At 71.0% G+C, this 20,496-nt stretch carries 17 protein-coding genes; all 17 read right to left on the bottom strand.

From position 1 onward, the window contains the following. Window positions 1-3 precede the first annotated feature (3 nt). A complete protein-coding gene (nuoN, locus tag H9L09_RS11665; RefSeq protein ID WP_187577127.1) occupies window positions 4-1,626 on the bottom strand; it encodes an NADH-quinone oxidoreductase subunit NuoN in 1,623 nt (540 codons plus the stop codon). After that, the gene (locus tag H9L09_RS11660; protein WP_223164009.1) at window positions 1,626-3,197 is read right to left on the bottom strand and encodes an NADH-quinone oxidoreductase subunit M; all 1,572 of its coding nucleotides are present in this window, start codon (window positions 3,195-3,197) and stop codon (window positions 1,626-1,628) included. Before H9L09_RS11660 ends, nuoN begins: the two co-directional genes overlap by 1 nt. A 55-nt stretch (window positions 3,198-3,252) precedes the next feature. Then, window positions 3,253-5,166: an NADH-quinone oxidoreductase subunit L gene (gene nuoL / locus H9L09_RS11655; protein ID WP_187580841.1), complete on the bottom strand. Its 1,914-nt coding sequence runs from the start codon at window positions 5,164-5,166 to the stop codon at window positions 3,253-3,255. Between the two features lie 44 nt (window positions 5,167-5,210). Beyond that, the gene (nuoK, locus tag H9L09_RS11650) at window positions 5,211-5,510 is read right to left on the bottom strand and encodes an NADH-quinone oxidoreductase subunit NuoK (RefSeq protein ID WP_187577126.1); all 300 of its coding nucleotides are present in this window, start codon (window positions 5,508-5,510) and stop codon (window positions 5,211-5,213) included. Then, on the bottom strand, window positions 5,507-6,358 hold the full coding sequence (locus H9L09_RS11645; RefSeq protein ID WP_425491679.1) for an NADH-quinone oxidoreductase subunit J: 852 nt from the start codon (window positions 6,356-6,358) through the stop codon (window positions 5,507-5,509). The genes nuoK and H9L09_RS11645 overlap by 4 nt, the downstream gene beginning before the upstream one ends. An 8-nt stretch (window positions 6,359-6,366) precedes the next feature. Then, window positions 6,367-6,948, bottom strand: a complete 582-nt coding sequence (gene nuoI, locus H9L09_RS11640; RefSeq protein ID WP_187577124.1) for an NADH-quinone oxidoreductase subunit NuoI — start codon at window positions 6,946-6,948, stop codon at window positions 6,367-6,369. Continuing rightward, a complete protein-coding gene (gene nuoH / locus H9L09_RS11635) occupies window positions 6,948-8,267 on the bottom strand; it encodes an NADH-quinone oxidoreductase subunit NuoH (protein WP_187580840.1) in 1,320 nt (439 codons plus the stop codon). The genes nuoI and nuoH overlap by 1 nt, the downstream gene beginning before the upstream one ends. A gap of 29 nt (window positions 8,268-8,296) precedes the next feature. Next, complete coding sequence (locus tag H9L09_RS11630; RefSeq protein ID WP_187577123.1) at window positions 8,297-10,786, bottom strand: NADH-quinone oxidoreductase subunit G; 2,490 nt, start codon at window positions 10,784-10,786, stop codon at window positions 8,297-8,299. After that, window positions 10,783-12,093 carry an NADH-quinone oxidoreductase subunit NuoF gene (gene nuoF, locus H9L09_RS11625; protein WP_187577122.1) on the bottom strand — a complete coding sequence of 437 codons (1,311 nt, stop codon included), beginning with the start codon at window positions 12,091-12,093 and terminating at the stop codon, window positions 10,783-10,785. The genes H9L09_RS11630 and nuoF overlap by 4 nt, the downstream gene beginning before the upstream one ends. Continuing rightward, complete coding sequence (nuoE, locus tag H9L09_RS11620) at window positions 12,090-12,953, bottom strand: NADH-quinone oxidoreductase subunit NuoE (RefSeq protein ID WP_187577121.1); 864 nt, start codon at window positions 12,951-12,953, stop codon at window positions 12,090-12,092. The genes nuoF and nuoE overlap by 4 nt, the downstream gene beginning before the upstream one ends. Window positions 12,954-12,967: 14 nt before the next feature. Further along, window positions 12,968-14,320 (bottom strand): NADH-quinone oxidoreductase subunit D, encoded by a 1,353-nt coding sequence (locus H9L09_RS11615; protein WP_187577120.1) that lies wholly within the window; start codon window positions 14,318-14,320, stop codon window positions 12,968-12,970. After that, the gene (locus H9L09_RS11610) at window positions 14,320-15,126 is read right to left on the bottom strand and encodes an NADH-quinone oxidoreductase subunit C (protein ID WP_187577119.1); all 807 of its coding nucleotides are present in this window, start codon (window positions 15,124-15,126) and stop codon (window positions 14,320-14,322) included. The genes H9L09_RS11615 and H9L09_RS11610 overlap by 1 nt, the downstream gene beginning before the upstream one ends. Continuing rightward, a complete protein-coding gene (locus H9L09_RS11605) occupies window positions 15,123-15,677 on the bottom strand; it encodes a NuoB/complex I 20 kDa subunit family protein (protein WP_187577118.1) in 555 nt (184 codons plus the stop codon). Before H9L09_RS11605 ends, H9L09_RS11610 begins: the two co-directional genes overlap by 4 nt. Window positions 15,678-15,715: 38 nt before the next feature. Beyond that, complete coding sequence (locus H9L09_RS11600) at window positions 15,716-16,075, bottom strand: NADH-quinone oxidoreductase subunit A (protein ID WP_187577117.1); 360 nt, start codon at window positions 16,073-16,075, stop codon at window positions 15,716-15,718. Between the two features lie 43 nt (window positions 16,076-16,118). Next, window positions 16,119-17,417, bottom strand: coding sequence for a geranylgeranyl reductase family protein (locus tag H9L09_RS11595; protein ID WP_187577116.1), 1,299 nt, complete (start codon window positions 17,415-17,417; stop codon window positions 16,119-16,121). Between the two features lie 124 nt (window positions 17,418-17,541). Next, window positions 17,542-18,198, bottom strand: a complete 657-nt coding sequence (locus H9L09_RS11590) for a response regulator (protein ID WP_187577115.1) — start codon at window positions 18,196-18,198, stop codon at window positions 17,542-17,544. After that, window positions 18,195-20,342, bottom strand: a complete 2,148-nt coding sequence (locus H9L09_RS11585) for a sensor histidine kinase (RefSeq protein ID WP_246456515.1) — start codon at window positions 20,340-20,342, stop codon at window positions 18,195-18,197. Before H9L09_RS11585 ends, H9L09_RS11590 begins: the two co-directional genes overlap by 4 nt. Window positions 20,343-20,496: the final 154 nt, after the last annotated feature.

Raw genomic sequence — 20,496 nt, 5'->3', positions numbered from 1 at the left:
GGATCAGCGGATGAACTGGCCGGCGGTCGCCGCCAGGTCCAGGACCGGACCCGGGAAGACGCCGAGCGCCGCGGTCACCGCGACGCCTACGGCGATCACGATAGTCGTCAGCACGCTGGGCATCACCACGGTGGGTCCCTCGCCGACCGGCTCGGAGAAGTACATCAGCACGATCACCCGGACGTAGAAGAAGGCCGCGACGGCGCTGAGCAGCACCGCGATGACCACCAGCGGCCAGGCGCCGCCACTGACCGCCGAGGTGAACACGGCCCATTTGCCGGTGAAGCCGCTGGTCAGCGGGATGCCGGCCATGCCGAGCAGGAAGAAGGCGAAGACGCCCGCCACCAGCGGGGACTCCTTGCCCAGCCCGGCCCAGCGGGACAGGTGCGTCGCCTCGCCACCGGCGTCGCGGACGACCATGACCACGGCGAACGCGCCCACGGTCATGAACCCGTAGGCGACCAGGTAGAACAGCATCGCCTGCAGCGACGTGATCTCGGTGGCGCTGCCGTCACCGGCGCTCGACACCTGCTGGAGCCCGACGAAACCGGTCAGCAGGAAGCCTGCGTGCGCGATCGAGGAGTAGGCCAGCATCCGCTTGATGTCGGACTGCGTCAGTGCCAGCACCGACCCGACCGCCATCGTCAGGATCGCGATCACCCAGATCATCGGCGTCCAGTCCCAGCGGGCGCCGCCGAAGCCGACGTAGAAGAGCCGCAGCAGCGCGCCGAAGGCGGAGATCTTGGTGCACGCCGCCATGAACGCCGTCACCGCGGTCGGTGCGCCCTGGTAGACGTCCGGCGTCCAGGAGTGGAACGGGGCCGCGCTGACCTTGAACAGCATGCCGACCGCGAGCATCCCGATCCCACCGAGCAGCAGCCAGTCGGCACCGACGGTGCCGGAGACCGCCTCGGCGATGTCGCCCAGGCGCATCGAGCCGGCGAACCCGTAGACCAGGGCCGCGCCGTAGAGGAAGAAGCCCGAGGAGAACGCGCCGAGCATGAAGTACTTCAGCGCCGCCTCCTGGCTCAGCAGCCGGCGCCGGCGGGCCAACCCGCACAGCAGGTAGAGCGGCAGCGACAGCACCTCGAGGGCCACGAACATCGTCACCAGGTCGTTGGAGGCCGGGAACAGCAGCATGCCGCCGAGCGAGAACAGCATCAGCGGGAAGACCTCGGTGTGCTCCAGCCCCCGGGTCGAGGCCTCGCGCTCCGCCTCGGTGCCGGGCAGCGCCGCCGCCTGACCTGCGAACGCGGTGATCCCGCCCTCGAGCTGGCGCTCGGCGAAGAGCAGGACACAGGTGAGCGCCAGCAGCAGCAGGGTGCCCCACAAGAACATCGTCGGGCCGTCCACGGCGATGGCACCCTCGGCGGCGATCTGGCCGAAACCGGCCGAATCCCCGCGCGCGGGGAGATCGAGGGAGACCAGCACGGTCAGCACCAGGGCGGCCACCACGCCGAGCACGGCGACGACCGTCTGGGACAGGTAGCGCAGGTGCCGGGGCGCGAACGCCTCGACCAGCACCCCGACCAGCGCGGCGCCGAAGATGACCAGCAGCGGCGAGAGCGCGAAGTACTCGATGCTCGGGGAGGAGAAGCCGGTGGCGGAATCGGCGAGCGTCGTCATCACTGTGCGGACTCCTCTTCAGCCTGCGAGGCGGTGGCCGGCGCAGGAACGTCTGGCTTCGGGTCGCTCACGCCGACCTGCTGGAGCGTGTCCTGGACCGCCGGGTTGATGATCGAGGTGAGCGGCTTCGGGAAGAAGCCCAGCAGCACGATCAGCAGCACCAGCGGCGCCAGCGCGCCCACCTCGCGGCGGGACAGGTCGCGCATCCCGGCGACCGCGGGGTGCACCGGGCCGGTCATGGTCCGCTGGTACATCAGCAGGATGTACAGAGCGGCCAGCACGATGCCCAGCACGGCCGCGGCGGCGTACCAGTAGTTGTGGGTGAACGCGCCGACCAGCACCAGGAACTCGGAGATGAACGGCGACAGGCCCGGCAGCGACAGCGAGGAGAGCCCGGCGACCAGGAACAGCCCGGCCAGCACCGGGGCCACGCCCTGCACGCCGCCGAAGTCGCCGATCGACTGGGAGCCGCGCCGCGAGATGAGGAAGCCGGTGACCAGGAACAGCGCGGCCGTCGAGAGGCCGTGGTTGAACATGTAGAGCGTCGAGCCCACCTGGCCGGCACTGTTCAGCACGAAGATGCCGAGCACGATGAAGCCGAAGTGCGACACCGAGGTGAAGGCGATCAGGCGCGGGATCGACCGCTGACCGATCGCGGCGAGCGCACCGTAGAGCACGCTGATCACCGCGAGCACCAGCACCACCGGGGTGGCCCACTGCGACGCCTCCGGGAACAGGCCCAGGCAGAACCGGATCATCCCGAAGGTGCCGATCTTGTCCAGGATGCTGACCAGCAGCACCGAGGTGCCGGGAGTGGCCTCGGCCGCCGCGGTCGGCAGCCAGGTGTGCACCGGGAACATCGGCGCCTTGATCGCGAAGGCCACGAAGAAGCCCAGGAACAGCCAGCGACCGAGGTTGGTGTCGATGTTCGCGGTGATCGGGGCCAGCTCGGTGAGGAGGTACGTCGGGCCGCCGGCGGAGTCGGCCGAGACGACGTACAGACCGACCACGGAGGCCAGCATGACCAGGCCGCCGAGGAGGGAGAAGATCAGGAACTTGACCGCGGCGTAGGCCCGGCGTGGTCCGCCGAAGCCACCGATCAGGAAGTAGATCGGGATCAGGGTCGCCTCGAACAGCACGTAGAACAAGAACACGTCCATGGCGGCGAAGACACCGATGGCCAGGCCCTCGAGCGCCAGCATCCAGGCGAAGAACGAGTTGACGCTCCAGCGGGCTCCGCTCACGTCGTCGGCGTCGTGCCAGGAGGCCAGGATCACGACCGGGGTGAGCACCGCGGTCAGCAGCACCAGCGTGAGGCCGATGCCGTCCACCCCAAGCGCGTAGTGGGCGCCGAACGCGGTGATCCAGTCGTGCTGCTCCACGAACTGGTAGCGGTCGCCGCCGACCTCGAAGCCGAGCCCGATCGCGGCCGCCAGCACCAGCGTCAGCACCGAGAAGCCGAGCGCGACCTGCTTGGCGAGCGCGCTGCCCGGGCGGGTGGGCAGCATCGCCACCACCACCGACCCGACGATCGGCAGCAGCAACGCCGCGGTCATCCAGGGAAAGCTCACTTCGACACCAGCCTCAACGACATCACGATCCGGGAGGAGAAGGGGGAAACGTCCCTCATGCGAGGTTCACCGCCAGCAGGGTGAGCAGCACGAGCACGGCCCCGGCGAGCAGGGACAGCGCGTAGGAGCGCACGAAGCCGGTCTGGATCCGGCGGAACCGGCTGGACATGCCGCCGAAGGAGCCGGCCGTGCCACCCACGACGCCGTCGATGCCGCGGTCGTCGAAGGCGACGAGGCCGTCGACGAAGCGGTCACCGGGCCGCATGAACAGCCCCTCGTTGAGGGTGTCGCCGTAGAGGTCGGCGCGGGCGGCGCGGGTCAGCACCGACACGTTGGCCGGCGCGGTCCGGGGTACGTCGTTGCGCCCGACCGTCAGCCAGGCGACGGCCACACCGGCGGCCACCGTGGCGACCACGATCAGCGTCAGCGCGAGCGGCGCGATCGCCAGCTCGTGCTCGGGGGCGGTGCCGACCACCGGCGCGAGCCACTCCACGATCCAGTCGCCGAGCAGCAGCAGTCCGCCGAGCACCGAGAGCGCGGCGAGCACCACGAGCGGGCCGGTCATCACGCGGGGCGACTCGTGCGGGTGCACGCCCTTCTCCCAGCGCTTCTTGCCGAAGAAGGTCATCAGCATCAGGCGGGTCATGTAGAACGCGGTCACCCCGGCACCCACCAGGGCCACCAGCCCGGCGACGAGGTTGTCGGCGAACGCGGTCTCGATGATCTTGTCCTTGGACCAGAAGCCGGCGAACCCGGGGAAGCCGATGATCGCGAGGTAGCCCATCGCGAAGGTGAGGAACGTGACCGGCATGGCCTTCTGGAGCGCGCCGTAGCGGCGCATGTCGACGTCGTCGTCCATGCCGTGCATGACCGAGCCGGCGCCGAGGAACATGTTGGCCTTGAAGAAGCCGTGGGTCAGCAGGTGGAAGATCGCGAACGCGTAGCCGGCCACACCGAGGCCGGCGGCCAGCATCATGTAGCCGATCTGGCTCATCGTGGAGCCGGCGAGCACCTTCTTGATGTCGTCCTTGGCGCAACCGATGACAGCACCCCACAGGAGCGTCACCGCGCCGACCACCATCACCGCGGTCTGCGCGACCTCGGTGTGGTCGAAGATGAAGTTGGAGCGGACCACGAGGTAGACGCCGGCGGTCACCATCGTCGCGGCGTGGATCAGCGCCGAGACCGGGGTCGGGCCCTCCATCGCGTCGAGCAGCCAGGACTGCAGCGGGACCTGGGCGGACTTGCCGCAGGCGGCGAGCAGGAACAGCAGGCCGAGAGCGGTGAGCGTGCCCTGGCCGGCCTGGTCGCTGACCTGGGAGATGCCCGCGAACGCGGTCGTCCCGAACGTGGCGAAGGCGAGCATCGTGCCCAGCGCCATCCCGATGTCGCCGACCCGGTTGACGACGAAGGCCTTCTTGGCCGCGACCGCCGCGGAGGGCTTGTGCTGCCAGAAGCCGATGAGGAGGTACGACGCGAGGCCGACGCCCTCCCAGCCGAGGAAGACGCCGAGGTAGTTGTCGGCGAGCACCAGCACCAGCATCGAGGCCACGAACAGGTTCAGGTAGCCGAAGAAGCGGGCGCGCCGCTCGTCGTGCTCCATGTAGCCGATCGAGTAGATGTGGATCAGGGAGCCGACGCCGGTGATCAGCAGCAGGAACAGCGCCGACAGCGGGTCGTAGAGCAGGGAGGCGTCGGCACGGAAGCTGCCGGCGTCCACCCAGGTGTAGAGGAACTGACCGATGCTCCGCTCGGACTCGTCTCGTCCGAGCAGCGCGAAGAACGCCAGCAGGCTGAGGACGAACGAGCCGAGCACGGTGGCGGTGCCGAGCAGGTGCGCCCAGCCCTTGGTGCGGCCGTTGCCGAGCAGCAGGATGACCGCGGCGCCGAGCGCCGGCAGCGCGATGATCACCCAGAGCAGGGAGAACACCCCGTCTGCCGCGGACGGCGCGATCACCGGGCTGTGCATCAGCTCACCGCCTTCGGAGAACACAAAAGACACTGTCGTCTCCCTCAGTACTTGAGCAGGCTCGCGTCGTCGACCGAGGCCGACCGGCGAGTCCGGAAGATGGTCATGATGATCGCCAGCCCGACGACCACCTCGGCAGCCGCGACGACCATGACGAAGAAGGCCGCCACCTGGCCGTCGAGGTTGCCGTGCACACGCGAGAAGGTGACCAGCGCGAGGTTGCTGGCGTTGAGCATCAGCTCGACGCACATGAAGATCACGATCGCGTTGCGGCGGGTGAGCACCCCGATGCAGCCGATGGTGAACAGGATCGCGGAGAGCGCCAGGAACGGCGTCGCGCTCATCGGTGGTCCTTCCCTGCGTCGTGGTCGTGGTCGTCGTCGAGGTCGGTCTGCTCGGCGCTGGCCGGCGACTCGCCGACCCGGCCCGGACGCACCACGCCGTCGTCACCGCGCATCCTGCGGGTGAGCTCGTCGATGTCGTCGGCGAGCGCGGGTGCGGACCGGACCGTACCGCGCGCGGTCAGCAGCCGGGACACCGAGGACGGCGCCGGGGTGCCGTCGGGCAGCAGCGCCGGGGTGTCGACGGCGTTGTGCCGGGCGAACACGCCAGGCGAGGGCAGCGGGCCGAGGTGCTTGCCGTGGTCGGCGTAGTCCCGCATCCGCTGGGCGGCCAGCTGCGACTGGGTGACCTTGGGGGTCAGTCGCTCGCGGTGGGCGAGCACCATCGCGCCGATCGCTGCGGTGATCAGCAGCGCGCTGGTGGCCTCGAACGCGAACACGAAGTCGGAGAACAGCAGGTCGGCGAGGCCCTCGATGTTGCCGTCGGAGTTGGTGCCACCGAGGCCGACGACGGTGCCCAGGGTGACCTGGGACAGTCCGACCACGAGCACGACGCCGAGCAGCAGCCCGGCGACCGTGGCCATCAGCCGCTGTCCTTTGATCGTCTCCACCACCGAGTCGGAGGCGTCCACGCCGACGAGCATGAGCACGAAGAGGAACAGCATCAGGATCGCGCCGGTGTAGACGATGATCTGCACCGCGAACAGGAACGGGGCGTTCTGCACGGCGTAGAGCACCGCGAGCCCGATCATCACGACCGCGAGCAGCAGGGCCGCGTGCACCGCCTTGCGCACGAAGAGGATGCCGAGCGCGGCCGCCACCATCACCGGCGCCAGGAGCCAGAAGGTCACCACGTCGCTCAGGCCTCGCTTCCGGACCGGTCGTGCGAGTGCTTGTCCTGGTCGGCGGCCCGTGCCGAGGACTGGACGTTGTAGGCGCCGCGGTAGTAGTCGCCCTCGTCGTCACCGAGCAGCATCGCGTGCGGCGGCGTCTCCATGCCGGGCAGCAGCGGGGCCAGCAGGTCCTGCTTCTCGTAGATGAGGTCGGCCCGGTTGTTGTCGGCGAGCTCGTACTCGTTGGTCATCGTCAGCGCCCTCGTCGGGCAGGCCTCGATGCACAGGCCGCACAGGATGCAGCGCAGGTAGTTGATCTGGTAGACGGCGCCGTAGCGCTCCCCGGGGGAGAACCGCGCGTCCTCGGTGTTCGAGGCACCCTCGACGTAGATCGCGTCGGCCGGGCAGGCCCAGGCGCACAGCTCGCAGCCGATGCACTTCTCGAGGCCGTCGGGCCAGCGGTTGAGCTGGTGACGGCCGTGGAACCGCGGCGCGGTCGGCTTCTTCTCGAAGGGGTACTGCTCGGTGACCACCTTCTTGAACATGGTCCGGAAGGTGACCCCGAACCCCGCGATGGGGTCCCAGAACTGTTCCTTGAGCGTTGGCATCAGCTGTGCTCCTCCGCCTGCTGCGAGGTAGTCGACGAGCCGCCCACGGTGACCGGGGCGTTGGGGATCTGGCCGGGCATGGGCGGGACCGGGTAGCCGCCGGCGAACGCGTCGAAGGGCTCTGGCTCACGCTCCGCGGGCTCCTCCCCCTCCTCGGTGCCGCCGACGAAGAACAGCACCAGGAAGAGCACCGCGACCACGCCGATGGCGGCCAGGAGATAGCGCCGGTCGAAGCCGTTGTCGAGGTTGATCGCACGGATCGTGGCGACCGCGACGATCCACACCAGGGAGATCGGGATCAGCCTGGTCCAGCCGAACTTCATGAACTGGTCGTAGCGCAGCCGCGGCAGCGTCCCTCGCAGCCAGATGAAGAAGAAGATGAAGATCATGACCTTCCCGATGAACCACAGGAACGGCCAGTAGCCCTCGTTGAGCATCCCGTCGTTGATCGCGGACAGCGGCCAGGGGGCGCGCCAGCCGCCGAGGAACAGCGTGGTGGCGAGCGCCGAGACGGTCACCATGTTGACGTACTCGGCGAGGAAGAACAGCGCGAACTTCAGCGAGGAGTACTCGGTGTGGAACCCGCCGACCAGCTCGCCCTCGGCCTCGGGGAGGTCGAAGGGCGCTCGGTTGGTCTCGCCCACCATCGAGATCACGTAGATCACGAACGAGGGGATCAGGATCAGCCCGAACCACAGCCGCTGCTGCGCGTCGACGATCTGCGAGGTCGACATCGAGCCGGCGTAGAGGAAGACCGCGACCAGCGAGAGGCCCATCGCGACCTCGTAGGAGATCATCTGGGCGGAGCTGCGGAGCCCGCCGAGCAGGGAGTACGTCGACCCGCTGGACCAGCCGCCGAGCACGATGCCGTAGATGCCGATCGAGGCGACCGCCAGGATGAACAGCACGCCCACCGGCATGTCGGTGAGCTGCAGCGGGGTCGTGCGGTCGCTGAACGGCACGTCGACGACCGGTCCGAACGGGATCACCGCGAAGGCCAGGAACGCCGGCACCACCGAGAGCACGGGCGCCAGCAGGAAGACCACCTTGTCGGCGGCCTTGGGGATGATGTCCTCCTTGAGGGCCAGCTTCACCCCGTCCGCCAGCGACTGCAGCAGGCCGAAGGGGCCGTTCACGTTGGGTCCGATGCGGTGCTGCATCCGGGCCACCACGCGGCGCTCGAACCAGATGTTGAACAGCGTGAGCAGCACCAGCACCAGGAAGATCAGCACCGCCTTGATGATCACCAGCCACCAGGGGTCCTGACCGAACGCGGACAGGTCGGCCTCGGCGAGCGCGGGGCTCGCGATGCCGGCCATGCCCGCCAGAGCGGCGCTCGAGGTCGAGATCATGCCGCACCTCCCTGCGACGGGCTCAGGGCACCGCCGGCGACTCGTACGGCGGACCCGGCACGCAGCCCGAGGTCCCGGGTGAGGTTGACGCCGTCGTTGTTGGCCGGCGCCCAGACGACGTCGTCGGGAAGGTCCGCGACCGCCACCGGCAGCGTCACCGTGCCGTGCGGGCCGTGCACCGTGACGTTGGCCCCGGCGGCGACTCCGAGGCCGGCCAACGTCGACGGCGAGACCAGCAGCACGGCTGCCCGACCCGTCGCCTTGTAGTTCTCGTCACCGTCCTGCAGCGACCCGTCGTCGACCATCTGCTTCCAGGTCGCAAGCGTGTAGGACCCCTCGTCGGCGGAGGAACCCGTGGTCGGTTCGGCGGTGGGACCGGTCGGCGCCGGCACCCGTGCCCCGTCCCAGGGCCCGATGTCGGCGAGCTCGGCGCGGGCCGCCTCGACGGTCTTGAAACCGAGCGGGCGACCGAGCTCGTCGGCGATGCCGGCGAGCACGCGCAGGTCGGGCAGGGCGTGCGACTCCTCGAGAACCTTCTCGAAGGGCCGGACACGTCCCTCCCAGTTGACGAACGAGCCGGCCTTCTCGACCACCGGTGCGACGGGGAAGACCACGTCGGCGGCCCGGGTGACGTCGGTCGCCCGCAGCTCCAGCGAGACCACGAAGCGGGCCGTGTCGAGCGCCGCCCGGGTCAGGCGCGGGTCCGCGGTGTCGTCGGGGTCCACGCCGGCCACGACCAGCCCGGCGAGCTCGCCGGCGGCGGCAGCGGCCACGATCGCCTCCGCATGCCGGCCGGGGGCGTGCGGCATGCTCGTGCCCCAGACGGTGCCCACGTCGACGCGGGCGGCGGCGTCGGCCACCGGGCGACCGCCCGGTAGCACGGTGGGCAGGCAGCCGGCCTCCACCGCACCGCGGTCCCCGGCGCGGCGCGGCACCCAGGCGAGCCGGGCGCCGGTCGTGCCGGCCAGCGCGACCACCGCCGAGAGCGCGCCGGGGACGGTGGCGAGCCGCTCGCCGACCAGGATGACCCCGCCGCCGTCGAGAGCGACCTCGCCGTCGTGGGCCAGCGCCTCGATCACGGCGGTCTCCTGACCGGGCGCGGTGCGCAGCAGCGTGCCGTCCATCTTGCGCAGCCCGCGGGTGGCGAACGGCGCGACGCTGTAGACCCTCAGCCCCTGGCGGGACGCCTTGCGCAGCCGCAGGAAGAGCGTCCCGGCCTCGTCCTCGGGCTCGAGGCCGACCAGCACGACCGTGCCGACCCGCTCGAGGTCGGAGAAGGTCACGTCGATGCCGGAGCCGGCCACCGTCGAGGCGAGGAAGTCGGTCTCCTCGGCCGAGCCCGGGCGGGCCCGGAAGTCGACGTCGTTGGTGCCGAGCGCCGTGCGGGCGAACTTGGCGTAGGCGTAGGCGTCCTCGAGGGTGAGCCGGCCGCCGGTGAGCACGCCGACACCCCCCTCGTCCGCGGCGGCCTGCAGGCCACGGGCGGCGATGGCGAACGCTTCGGGCCACGACGCGGCGCGGTGAGCGCCGGTCTCCGGGTCGCGCACCAGCGGGTGGGTCAGCCGGTCCTCGGCGCGGGCGTAGCCGAACGCGAAGCGGTCCTTGTCGGTGATCCACTCCTCGTTGACCTCGGGGTCGTCACCGGCGAGCCGCCGGACGACCTTGCCGCGACGGTGGTCGACGCGGATCGCCGAGCCGCAGGCGTCGTGCTCGGCCACGGACGGGGTCGAGATCAGGTCGAAGGGCCGGGCGCGGAAGCGGTAGGCCGCCGAGGTGAGCGCCCCGACCGGACAGATCTGGATCGTGTTGCCGGAGAAGTAGGACTCGAACGGCTCCTTCTCGTAGATGCCCACCTGCTGGAGGGCACCGCGCTCGATGAGCGCGATGAAGGGATCGCCGGCGATCTGCTCGGAGAACCGGGTGCAGCGCGCGCACAGCACGCAGCGCTCACGGTCGAGCAGCACCTGCGCCGAGATGTGGATCGGCTTGGGGTAGGTGCGCTTCACGCCTTCGTAGCGGGACTCGCCGCGGCCGTTGCTCATCGCCTGGTTCTGCAGCGGGCACTCGCCGCCCTTGTCGCACACCGGGCAGTCGAGCGGGTGGTTGATCAGCAGCTGCTCCATGACGCCCTGCTGCGCCTTGTCGGCGATGGGCGAGGACAGCTGGGTGTTGACGACCATGCCGTCGGAGGCGACGAGCGTGCACGAGGCCTGCGGCTTCACGCGGCCGGGCGGCCCCATCATCGTGCGCGGCTCCCCGTCGGGACCGGGCAGCGCGACCTCGACGAGGCACTGGCGGCAGGCGCCGACCGGCGCGAGCAGCGGGTGGTCGCAGAACCGGGGGATGGAGACGCCCACCTGCTCGGCGGCGCGGATGACCAGGGTCCCCTTGGCGACGCTGACCTCGATGCCGTCGATGGTGAGGGTGACCAGGTCGGCCTTCGCGACCTGGCCGGGCTGGGCGCCCTTGTTGCTGGTGATGCTCATGCAGAGGCTCCCGCAGTGGCGAAGAGGGTGGAGGCCGCCGGGTCGAAGGGGCACCCGCCGTGCTCGAGGTGGGCGACGTACTCGTCACGGAAGTACTCGATCGAGGACGCGATCGGGCTGACCGCACCGTCGGCGAGGGCGCAGAAGGACCTGCCGAGGATGTTGTCGCACTGGTCGAGGACCTTCTCGAGGTCGGCCTCGGTGCCCTGGCCCTTCTCCAGCCGGGCGAGGGTCTGCACCAGCCACCAGGTGCCCTCGCGGCACGGGGTGCACTTGCCGCAGGACTCGTGCTTGTAGAACTCGGTCCAGCGCAGCGTCGCCCGGACCACGCACGTGGTCTCGTCGAAGATCTGCAGGGCCTTGGTGCCGAGCATCGACCCCGCAGCGCCGACGCCCTCGTAGTCGAGCGGCACGTCGAGGTGCGCGGCGGTCAGGATCGGCGTGGAGGAGCCGCCCGGCGTCCAGAACTTCAGCTCGTGCCCCTCGCGGACGCCGCCGGCGACCTCGAGCAGCTGCCGCAGGGTGATGCCCAGCGGGGCTTCGTACTGACCGGGTCGGGTCACGTGGCCCGAGAGCGAGTAGAGCGTCATGCCCTTGCTCTTCTCGGTGCCCATCGAGCCGAACCAGTCGGCGCCGTTGCGCACGATGACGGGCACGGAGGCGATCGACTCGACGTTGTTGATGACGGTCGGGGAGGAGTAGAGCCCCGCGACGGCCGGGAACGGCGGACGCAGGCGCGGTTGGCCGCGCCGGCCCTCCAGCGAGTCCAGGAGCGCGGTCTCCTCGCCGCAGATGTAGGCACCGGCGCCCGCATGGACGGTGACCTCGAGGTTGTAGCCCGTGCCGTGGATGTCCTTGCCGATGTGACCGGCCAGGTAGGCCTCCTGCACCGCGCGCTGCAGGCGACGGATCACGTGCAGCACCTCACCGCGCACGTAGATGAACGCGTGCTCGGCGCGGATCGCGAAGGCGCTGATGATGACGCCCTCGACCAGCGTGTGCGGGCTGGCCATCATCAGGGGCATGTCCTTGCAGGTGCCCGGCTCCGACTCGTCGGCGTTGACCACGAGGTACTTCGGCTTGGGGTTGTCCTGCGGGATGAAGCCCCACTTCATGCCGGTGGGGAAGCCGGCGCCGCCGCGGCCGCGCAGGCCCGAGTCCTTGACCAGCGAGATCAGGTCGTCCGGGGCCATGCCCAGGGCGGTGCGCAGGGCGCCGTACCCGCCGGTGGACTCGTAGGCCTCCAGCGTCCAGGACCGCTCCTGGTCCCAGTTGTCCGACAGGACCGGGGTGAGAGTGTCGGTCACCGGTCGCCCTCCTTCTTCTGTCCCTGCGTCTGCTCGCCGTCGGCGGGCCGTTCGTGGGCCACGTCCGCCTTCGCGTCGAGCTTGCTCTCGGAGTCGGCCCGGCCGGAGTCGGTGGCTTCGGCGGCCTTCTGCGGGCTGGTGTCGAACAGCGCGTCCTGCTGTGCCCCGTCGGCGGCCCCGCCGGTCACCTCGGGACGGTCGACGGACGGTGCGCTCCAGCCGCGCTCGCGCGCGATCTGCAGCCCGACCAGGCTCGCCGGGCCCGCGCCCGGACCCTCGTCGGCACGGTCGTCGGGGAAGCCGGCGAGCACCCGCTCCGCCTCGCGCCAGGTGCAGATGCGCGGGCCGCGGGTGGACCGGACCTCCTTGCCCTCCCGCAGGTCGTCCACCAGCGCGGTGGCCGACTCGGGGGTCTGGTTGTCCATGAACTCCCAGTTGACCATCACGACCGGGGCGTAGTCGCACGCCGCGTTGCACTCGACGTGCTCGAGCGTGATCGTCCGGCCGGTTCCGTCGTCGGTGGTGGTCTCGTCGTTGCCGACGTCGAGGTGGTCCTTGAGCCGCTCGAAGATCGCGTCGCCGCCCATCACCGCGCACAGCGTGTTCGTGCACACGCCCACGTGGTAGTCCCCGACCGGGCGCCGCTTGTACATCGTGTAGAAGGTCGCCACGCCGGAGACCTCGGCCGCGGAGATGCCGAGGATGTCGGCGCAGGCCTCGATCCCCCGGGAGGTCACGCGGCCCTCGACGCTCTGCACGAGGTGCAGCATCGGCAGCAGCCCCGAGCGTGACTGCGGGTAGCGCGCCGCGATCTGCCGCAGCTCGGTGAGGGTCTTCTCGTCCAGGGAACCCGTGGACATCTCGGACTGTGTCACTAGCGGTCAACTCCACCCATCACGGGGTCGATCGAGGCGATGGCGACGATGACGTCGGCGACCATGCCGCCCTCGCTCATCACCGAGGTCGCCTGCAGGTTCGTGAACGACGGGTCCCGGAAGTGGACCCGGAAGGGACGGGTGCCGCCGTCGGAGACGACGTGCGCGCCGAGCTCGCCGCGCGGCGACTCGACCGGCACGTAGGCCTGTCCGGCCGGCACCCGGAAGCCCTCGGTCACCAGCTTGAAGTGGTGGATCAGGGCCTCCATGGACTCGCCCATGATGTGCTTGATGTGGTCGAGGCTGTTGCCCATGCCGTCGGTGCCGACCGCAAGCTGGCTGGGCCAAGCGATCTTCTTGTCGGCGACCATGACCGGGGCGCCCTCGAGGCCGGCCAGCCGATCGGCGCACTGCTCGACGATCTTGAGCGACTCCCACATCTCGTCGAGCCGGATCCGGAAGCGACCGTAGGCGTCGGCGCTGTCGCGGGTGGGGACCTCGAAGTCGTAGTCCTCGTAGCCGCAGTAGGGCTGCATCTTGCGCAGGTCCCACGGGTAGCCGGTCGAGCGGAGCACGGGACCGGTGATGCCGAGGGCCAGGCAGCCGGCCAGGTCGAGGTGGCCCACGCCGACCAGTCGGCCCTTGAAGATCGGGTTGGCGTTGCACAGGTCGGCGTACTCGGGCAGGCGCTTCTTCATCAGCGCGACGAAGTCGCGGATCTGGTCCAGGGCGCCCGGGGGCATGTCCTGGGCGACGCCGCCGGGCCGGATGAATGCGTGGTTCATCCGCAGCCCGGTGATGAGCTCGAAGAGGTCGAGCACCAGCTCACGCTCGCGGAAGCCGATGGTCATGACCGTCAGCGCGCCGATCTCCATGCCGCCGGTGGCGATCGCGACGAGGTGGCTGGAGATCCGGTTGAGCTCCATCAGGAGCACCCGCATGACCTGGGCCTTCTCGGGGATCTGGTCCTCGATGTCGAGCAGCCGCTCGACGCCGAGCACGTAGGTCGCCTCGTTGTAGAACGGGGAGAGGTAGTCCATCCGGGTGCAGAAGGTGACGCCCTGCACCCAGGAGCGGAACTCCATGTTCTTCTCGATGCCGGTGTGCAGGTAGCCGATGCCGCAGCGGGCCTCGGTGACCGTCTCGCCCTCCAGCTCGAGGATCAGCCGCAGCACCCCGTGCGTGGAGGGGTGCTGGGGGCCCATGTTGACGACGACCCGGTCCTCCCCCGTGTCGCCGATGCCGCTGACGACGGAGTCCCAGTCCTGGCCGGTCACGGTGAAGACCTTGCCGGCGCTGGTGTCCTGCGACGAGGCGTAGGGGTCGGCCGTGGGATCGAATGCAGTGCTCATCAGTTGTAGCTCCTCCGCGTGTCCGGCGGTGGGATGGTGGCGCCCTTGTACTCGACCGGGATGCCGCCGAGCGGATAGTCCTTGCGCTGCGGGTGGCCCGGCCAGTCGTCGGGCATCTCGATGCGCGTCAGCGACGGGTGGCCGTCGAAGATGATGCCGAAGAAGTCCCACGTCTCGCGCTCGTGCCAGTCCGCGGTCGGGTAGACCGCGACGACCGAGGGCACGTGCGGATCGGCGTCGGGGCAGACCACCTCGAGCCGGATCCGGCGGTTGTGGGTCATCGACAGCAGGTGGTAGACCGCGTGCAGCTCGCGCCCCGCGTCATCGGGGTAGTGCACCCCGGAGACGCCCGAGCAGAGCTCGAAGCGCAGCCGCTCCTCATCACGCAGCAGGCCGGCGACGGCGAGCAGGTGCTCGCGACGCACGAAGAGCGTGAGCTCGCCGCGGTGCACGACGACCTTCTCCACGGCGTCGGCCACGTCCTTGGCCGCGAGCGCGACCTCCAGGGCGTCGGCGAACTCGTCGAACCAGCCGCCGTAGGGCCGCACGGTGCCGCCGGGCATCGCCACCGGGCGCACCAGGCCGCCGTACCCGGAGGTGTCCCCGGTGCCGCGCACCCCGAACATGCCGGTGCGGACCCCGACGACCTCGGGCTGGAGCTGGGAGGGGTCGGCGGGGAGGGTGTTCTCCGGCGCGAGGTCGGTCGCGTCCGGCTCGGTGCCGCCGCTGACCTCGGGAGAGGCGTCGAGCGTCTCCTGGGGGGTCGGCCCCGCGGGACCGTTGCCGGGCTTGGACTCGTCACTCACCGGAGCAGACCCTTCATCTCCGAGGTGGGAAGTGCGTTCAGGGCGTCGGTCTCGGTGGAGACGATCTCGGCCTGGCGGTGCGCGCCGAGCTTGCCGTGCTGGACCTGGTCGTGCAGCTTGAGGATCGCGTCGATCAGCATCTCCGGCCGCGGCGGGCAGCCGGGGAGGTACATGTCGACGGGGACGACGTGGTCGACGCCCTGCACGATCGCGTAGTTGTTGAACATGCCGCCCGAGCTCGCGCAGACACCCATCGCCAGCACCCACTTCGGGTCGGGCATCTGGTCGTAGATCTGGCGCAGCACCGGCGCCATCTTCTGGCTGACCCGGCCGGCCACGATCATCAGGTCGGCCTGGCGCGGCGAGGCCCGGAAGACCTCCATGCCGAAGCGGGCCAGGTCGTAGCGGGGACCGCCCGAGGTCATCATCTCGATTGCGCAGCAGGCCAGTCCGAAGGTCGCGGGCCAGAACGACGCCTTGCGCATGTAGCCGGCCACCCCCTCGACGGTGGTCAGCAGCACTCCGCTGGGGAGCTTCTCCTCGATGCCCATCTCTCAGTCCTTACTCGCCGGTGCAGCCACGGTCGCGATCAGTCCCACTCGAGGCCACCCCGGCGCCAGACGTAGGCGTAGGCGACGAAGACGGTGAGGATGAAGATCACCATCTCGACCAGGCCGAACATCCCGAGGGCGTCGAAGCGGACCGCCCAGGGGTAGAGGAAGACGATCTCGATGTCGAAGACGATGAAGAGCATCGCGGTGATGTAGTACTTCACCGGGAACTTGCCACCGCCGAGAGCCTGCGGAGTGGGCTCGATGCCGCACTCGTAGGAGTCGAGCTTGGCCCGGTTGTACCGGCGCGGGCCGACCAGGCTGCTCATCACCACCGAGAAGACCGCGAAACCCGCTGCGAGAATCCCGAGTGCGAGAACGGGTGCGTAGAGCTCCATCGCTCGCCTCCCTCCTGTCCTGTCCTGCTTCGGGTCCTGACCGCTAGGCGGCCGGGACCGCCTTTGCCAGCGCGTTGATCACCCGGTCGGAGACGTCGCCGTCCCGCGGGTCGGTGAGGTTCGCCATCAGCTTGAGGGTGAACCTCATCAGGGTCGTGCGGGGCAGGCCGTACTTGGTGGCCTGCTTCATGAAGGTCGGGTTGCCGATCATCTTGGCGAAGACCCGTCCGAGCGTGAAGTAACCCCCGTACGTCGCTTCCAGTTCCGCAGCGTAACCCGTGAGGATCCGCTCACGCGCGGGGCCCTCGGGCATCGCCAGCGCCTGCACGACGGTCTCGGCCGCGATGTGACCGGACTCCATCGCGTAGTCGATCCCCTCACCGTTGAACGGGTTCACCATGCCGCCGGAGTCGCCGGCCAGCAGCACCCCGCGGTAGTAGTGCGGCTTGCGGTTGAACGCCATCGGCAGCGCGGCCGAGCCGATCCGGCCGACGCGGTTCTCCTCGCGGAAGCCCCACTCCTCGGGGGTGTGGTCGAGCCAGCGCTTGAGGATGTCCTTGTAGTCGACCTGCTGGAACGCCTTGGAGGTGTTGAGGATCCCGAGGCCGACGTTGGCGGTGCCGTCGCCGACCCCGAAGATCCAGCCGTAGCCGGGGAGCAGGTTGCTCTCCCGCGGCTTGCCGTCCCAGAGCTCGAGCCAGGACTCCATCCACTCGTCGGCGTGGCGCGGCGTCTCGTAGTAGGCACGGACCGCGACCCCCATCGGCCGGTCGTCGCGCCGCTCGAGGCCCAGTGCGGTGGCGATCCGCGCGGAGACCCCGTCGCAGGCGATGACGACCGGGGCGGTGTAGGTGACCTCGTCGCCGACGCGGCGGCCGCGCTCGTCGACCGTGCGGGCGCTCACGCCCCGCACCCGGCCGGTGCGCTCGTCGAGGACCGGCCCGGTGACCGCCGTACGCTCCTGCAGCCGGGCGCCCGCCTTCTCGGCGTGCCGGGCGAGGATCTCGTCGAAGTCGCTGCGGGTGCGGACCATGCCGTACGGCGGGAACGACGCCAGCTCGGGCCACGGCAGCTCGAGCCGGTGGCCGGCGCCGACGATCCGCAGGCCCTTGTTCTTCATCCAGCCCGGCGCCTCGATGTCGATGCCCATCGCGATCAGCTGCTTGACCGCGCGCGGGGTCAGCCCGTCGCCGCAGATCTTGTCGCGGGGGAACGTCGCCTTCTCCAGCACCAGCACGTCGACGCCGGCCTGCGCGAGGTGGAAGGCCGCCGAGGACCCGGCCGGACCGGCGCCGACGACGATGACGTCGGCCTCACGCTCATCGGCGTTGGTCCGGCTCATCGAGCACCTCGTTGGTCCAGGGCGGGTCAGGCTTGCGACTTTGTGAAAGCGTTCACATGGGGCGACAACGGCCCCAGTCTAGAGGCACGCGTCACATCGTGCGACCCGGCCCCGGTGTCCGCTTTCAGCGGCCGAGTCCGGCGTCCCTGGCGCGGATGATCGCCTCTGCCCGGTCGACGGCCGGGAGCTTCGAGAGGATCGCGTGGACGTGGTTGCGCACCGTCTTCTGGGACAGGTAGAGCCGGGCCGCGATCTGGCCGTTGGAGAGCCCCGCGGCCACCAGGTCCAGCACCTCCCGCTCGCGCGCGGTGAGCATCCCGAACACCTCCTCGGCGCGGCCGGCCCCGCTCGCCCCCTGGGCGAGGAAGTCCGCGACCCGGCCCGCCAGCACCGCGCCGAAGACCACCCCGCCGGCCGCCACCGTCGTGATCGCCCGGACCACCTCGGCGGGCTCGGCCCCCTTGAGCAGGTAGCCGCGGGCCCCGGCCCGCAGCGCGTCCACCAGGGTGCCGTCCTCCTCGGACATGGTGAGCACCACGACCCCGGTGCCGGGGTGCGCGGCCAGCAGCCGGCGGGTCGCCTCGATGCCGTCGAGCCCGGGCATCTGCACGTCCATCACCACCACGTCGGGCACCAGCCGGTCGGCCAGCTCCAGCGCCTCGAGCCCGGACGCCGCCGTGCCGACCACCTCCACCGCGTCGATGCCGGCCAGCAGCGCCGCGAAGCCCTCCCGGAAGACCGGGTGGTCGTCGGCGACCAGCACCCGCAGCGGGGCGCTCACCGCCGGCCCTCCGCCGCGAGCGCCGCGCCCGCAGGCTTCGCGGCGTCCGGAGCGGCGTCCGCGGCGGCGGCGCGGCCGGCGTCGGGAAGCGGCAGCTCGGCGCGCACCAGGGTGCCCCCGTCCGGGCCGGCGGTGACCGCGCACCGGCCGCCGAGCTCGGCGGCCCGCTCGCGCAGCGAGACCAGCCCGACGCCGGCCGGAGCCTCCGGGTCGATGCCGCAGCCGTCATCGCCCACCTCCACCACGAGCGCGCCGGCCTCGCGCCCCAGCCTCACCGTGCAGTACGACGCGCCGGCGTGCCGGACCACGTTGGCCAGGGCCTCGGAGACGATCCGGAAGGCGGCCACCTCCACCGCGGCGGGCAGGTCGCCGAGGTCGCCGGGCTCCGCCACCCGGATCTCGGTGCCGGGCCGGCGCAGCCGCTCGGCCAGCTGCCGGACCGCGCCGGGCAGGCCGACGTCGTCGAGGGCGGGAGGCCGCAGGCCGTGGACCAGCCGGCGCACCTCGGCCAGCGTCCCGGTGATCTCCTCACGCGCCAGCGCGAGCGAGCGGTCGGCCTCCTCGGGCGAGCGGGGCGCGGTCATCCGGGCCACGTCGATGCGCGAGGCCACCGCCGCCAGCGTCGGACCCAGGCCGTCGTGCAGCTCGCGGCGCAGCCGGCGACGCTCGTCCTCGACGGCCGTGACCAGCCGCTCGCGGCTGTGCTGGAGCTCGGCGGCGAGGTGCACCGCCCGGGCCGCGGCCGCGGTCTGCCGGACCACGTCGGCGAGCAGCCTCTCGTCGGCCGCCGAGAGGCCGGTCCTCGGGCCGGCGACGGCGGGCACCAGCAGTCGGCCGATCCGCTCGCCGCGGTAGCTGATCGGCAGCGCCTGCGTGGCGTCCGGCCGCTCGCCGTGCTCGACGAGCAACCGCTCCCCGCTGACCTGGACGACCTCCACGCCGACGTACCGGACCCGGAAGGCGCGCGCCACGGTCCGGGCGACGGCGGTCAGCTGGGCCTCGGAGTCGTCGGACTCCTCGAGCAGCTCCGCCAGCCCCGAGACGACCCGGTAGGGGTCGTCTCGCTCGCCGAGCACGACCCGCCGGACCAGCCGCCACAGCCGATGCCGCAGCGGCGCGTAGAGCACCGAGACCACGAAGACGGCGAGCACCAGACCCTCACCGTCGTCGAGGCGCGGCCCGAGCAGGCGGCCGGCGGTGCCGAGCAGCACCAGGTCCAGCAGCCAGGTGGACGCCAGCAGCAGCCCGTAGACCAGCGTGCCGCCGAGCAGCCGGTCGACGTCGACGAGCTGCGGGCGCACGATGCCGACGGCCACCGCCGCGCTCGTGACGACGACCGCGACGGTCAGACCCAGGCTGCCGGAGGAGTCGGGCAGCAACCGGATGGTCAGCATCACCAGGAGGTCCACCACCGCCGCCCACAGCAGCCACCGCATCTGCGTGCGGGTCGTCCCGCCGGCGCCCCGGTAGCGGCGCACCACGACCGCGAAAGGGACGACGAGGCTGAGCGGCAGGCAGAGGTATGCCACCTGCAGCAGCGCCGACCACACCGGGTCGGGCAGCGGCACCCGGACCGGGTCCAGCTCCAGGGCGCGCAGCGGCGCCGGCATCGACTCGGCGCCCGAGCTGACCTGGGCCACGTCGGAGGGCGCCGCGACCAGCGCGAGCGGCAGCAGCGCGGTCATCACCAGGCTCGCCACCGACACCGCCCGCCAGCGGCCGGTGGGCAGCCGGCCGTCCGGGAAGAGCAGGAGCAGCAGCGGGAGCAGCAGCAGCAGCCACGCACCCAGCCGCTGGAAGACGAAGAACGCCACGGAGGCGCCCGGCAGCGCGGGGGTGTACGTCGTCGCGAACGCCAACCACGCGGCCGCGGCGCCGTCGAGGGCCCACCAGGCCCCGAAGCCGGCGAGCACCCAGCCGAGACGGTGGCCGGGACGGCGGCCCAGCACGACCGCGCCGCCGGCGGCGAGCGCGAGGCCCGCGACCGAGTCGCCCCAGCGCCACTGCAGCTCCAGCAGCGCCCGGTGCGCGTCGCTCACCCGCAGGCCCAGCAGCACCGACACGGTGGCCGCGGTCACGGCGACGCCGAGCAGCGCCGGGCCGGCGGCCGGGCGCTGTCGCGGTCCGGGCGCAGGGGCGGTCATGTCGTGCACCAGCACAGGGTGCCGCACGTCGCGTCCCGTTGTCCCTGGGACGGCGGTCCTGGTCGCTCCGGGACAGCAGAGGGGACCGGGAACGGGACGCGCCTCCCTGACGGCCTGGGTCACCGCCCCGGGAAGGTCGACCTCGAGGCGGTGA

Origin of the sequence: Nocardioides mesophilus (genome assembly GCF_014395785.1) — a bacterium.
Classification (GTDB): domain Bacteria; phylum Actinomycetota; class Actinomycetes; order Propionibacteriales; family Nocardioidaceae; genus Nocardioides_B; species Nocardioides_B mesophilus.
Note: the sequence above shows the minus strand (reverse complement) of the source record. Positions and strands in the feature narration are given on the sequence as shown.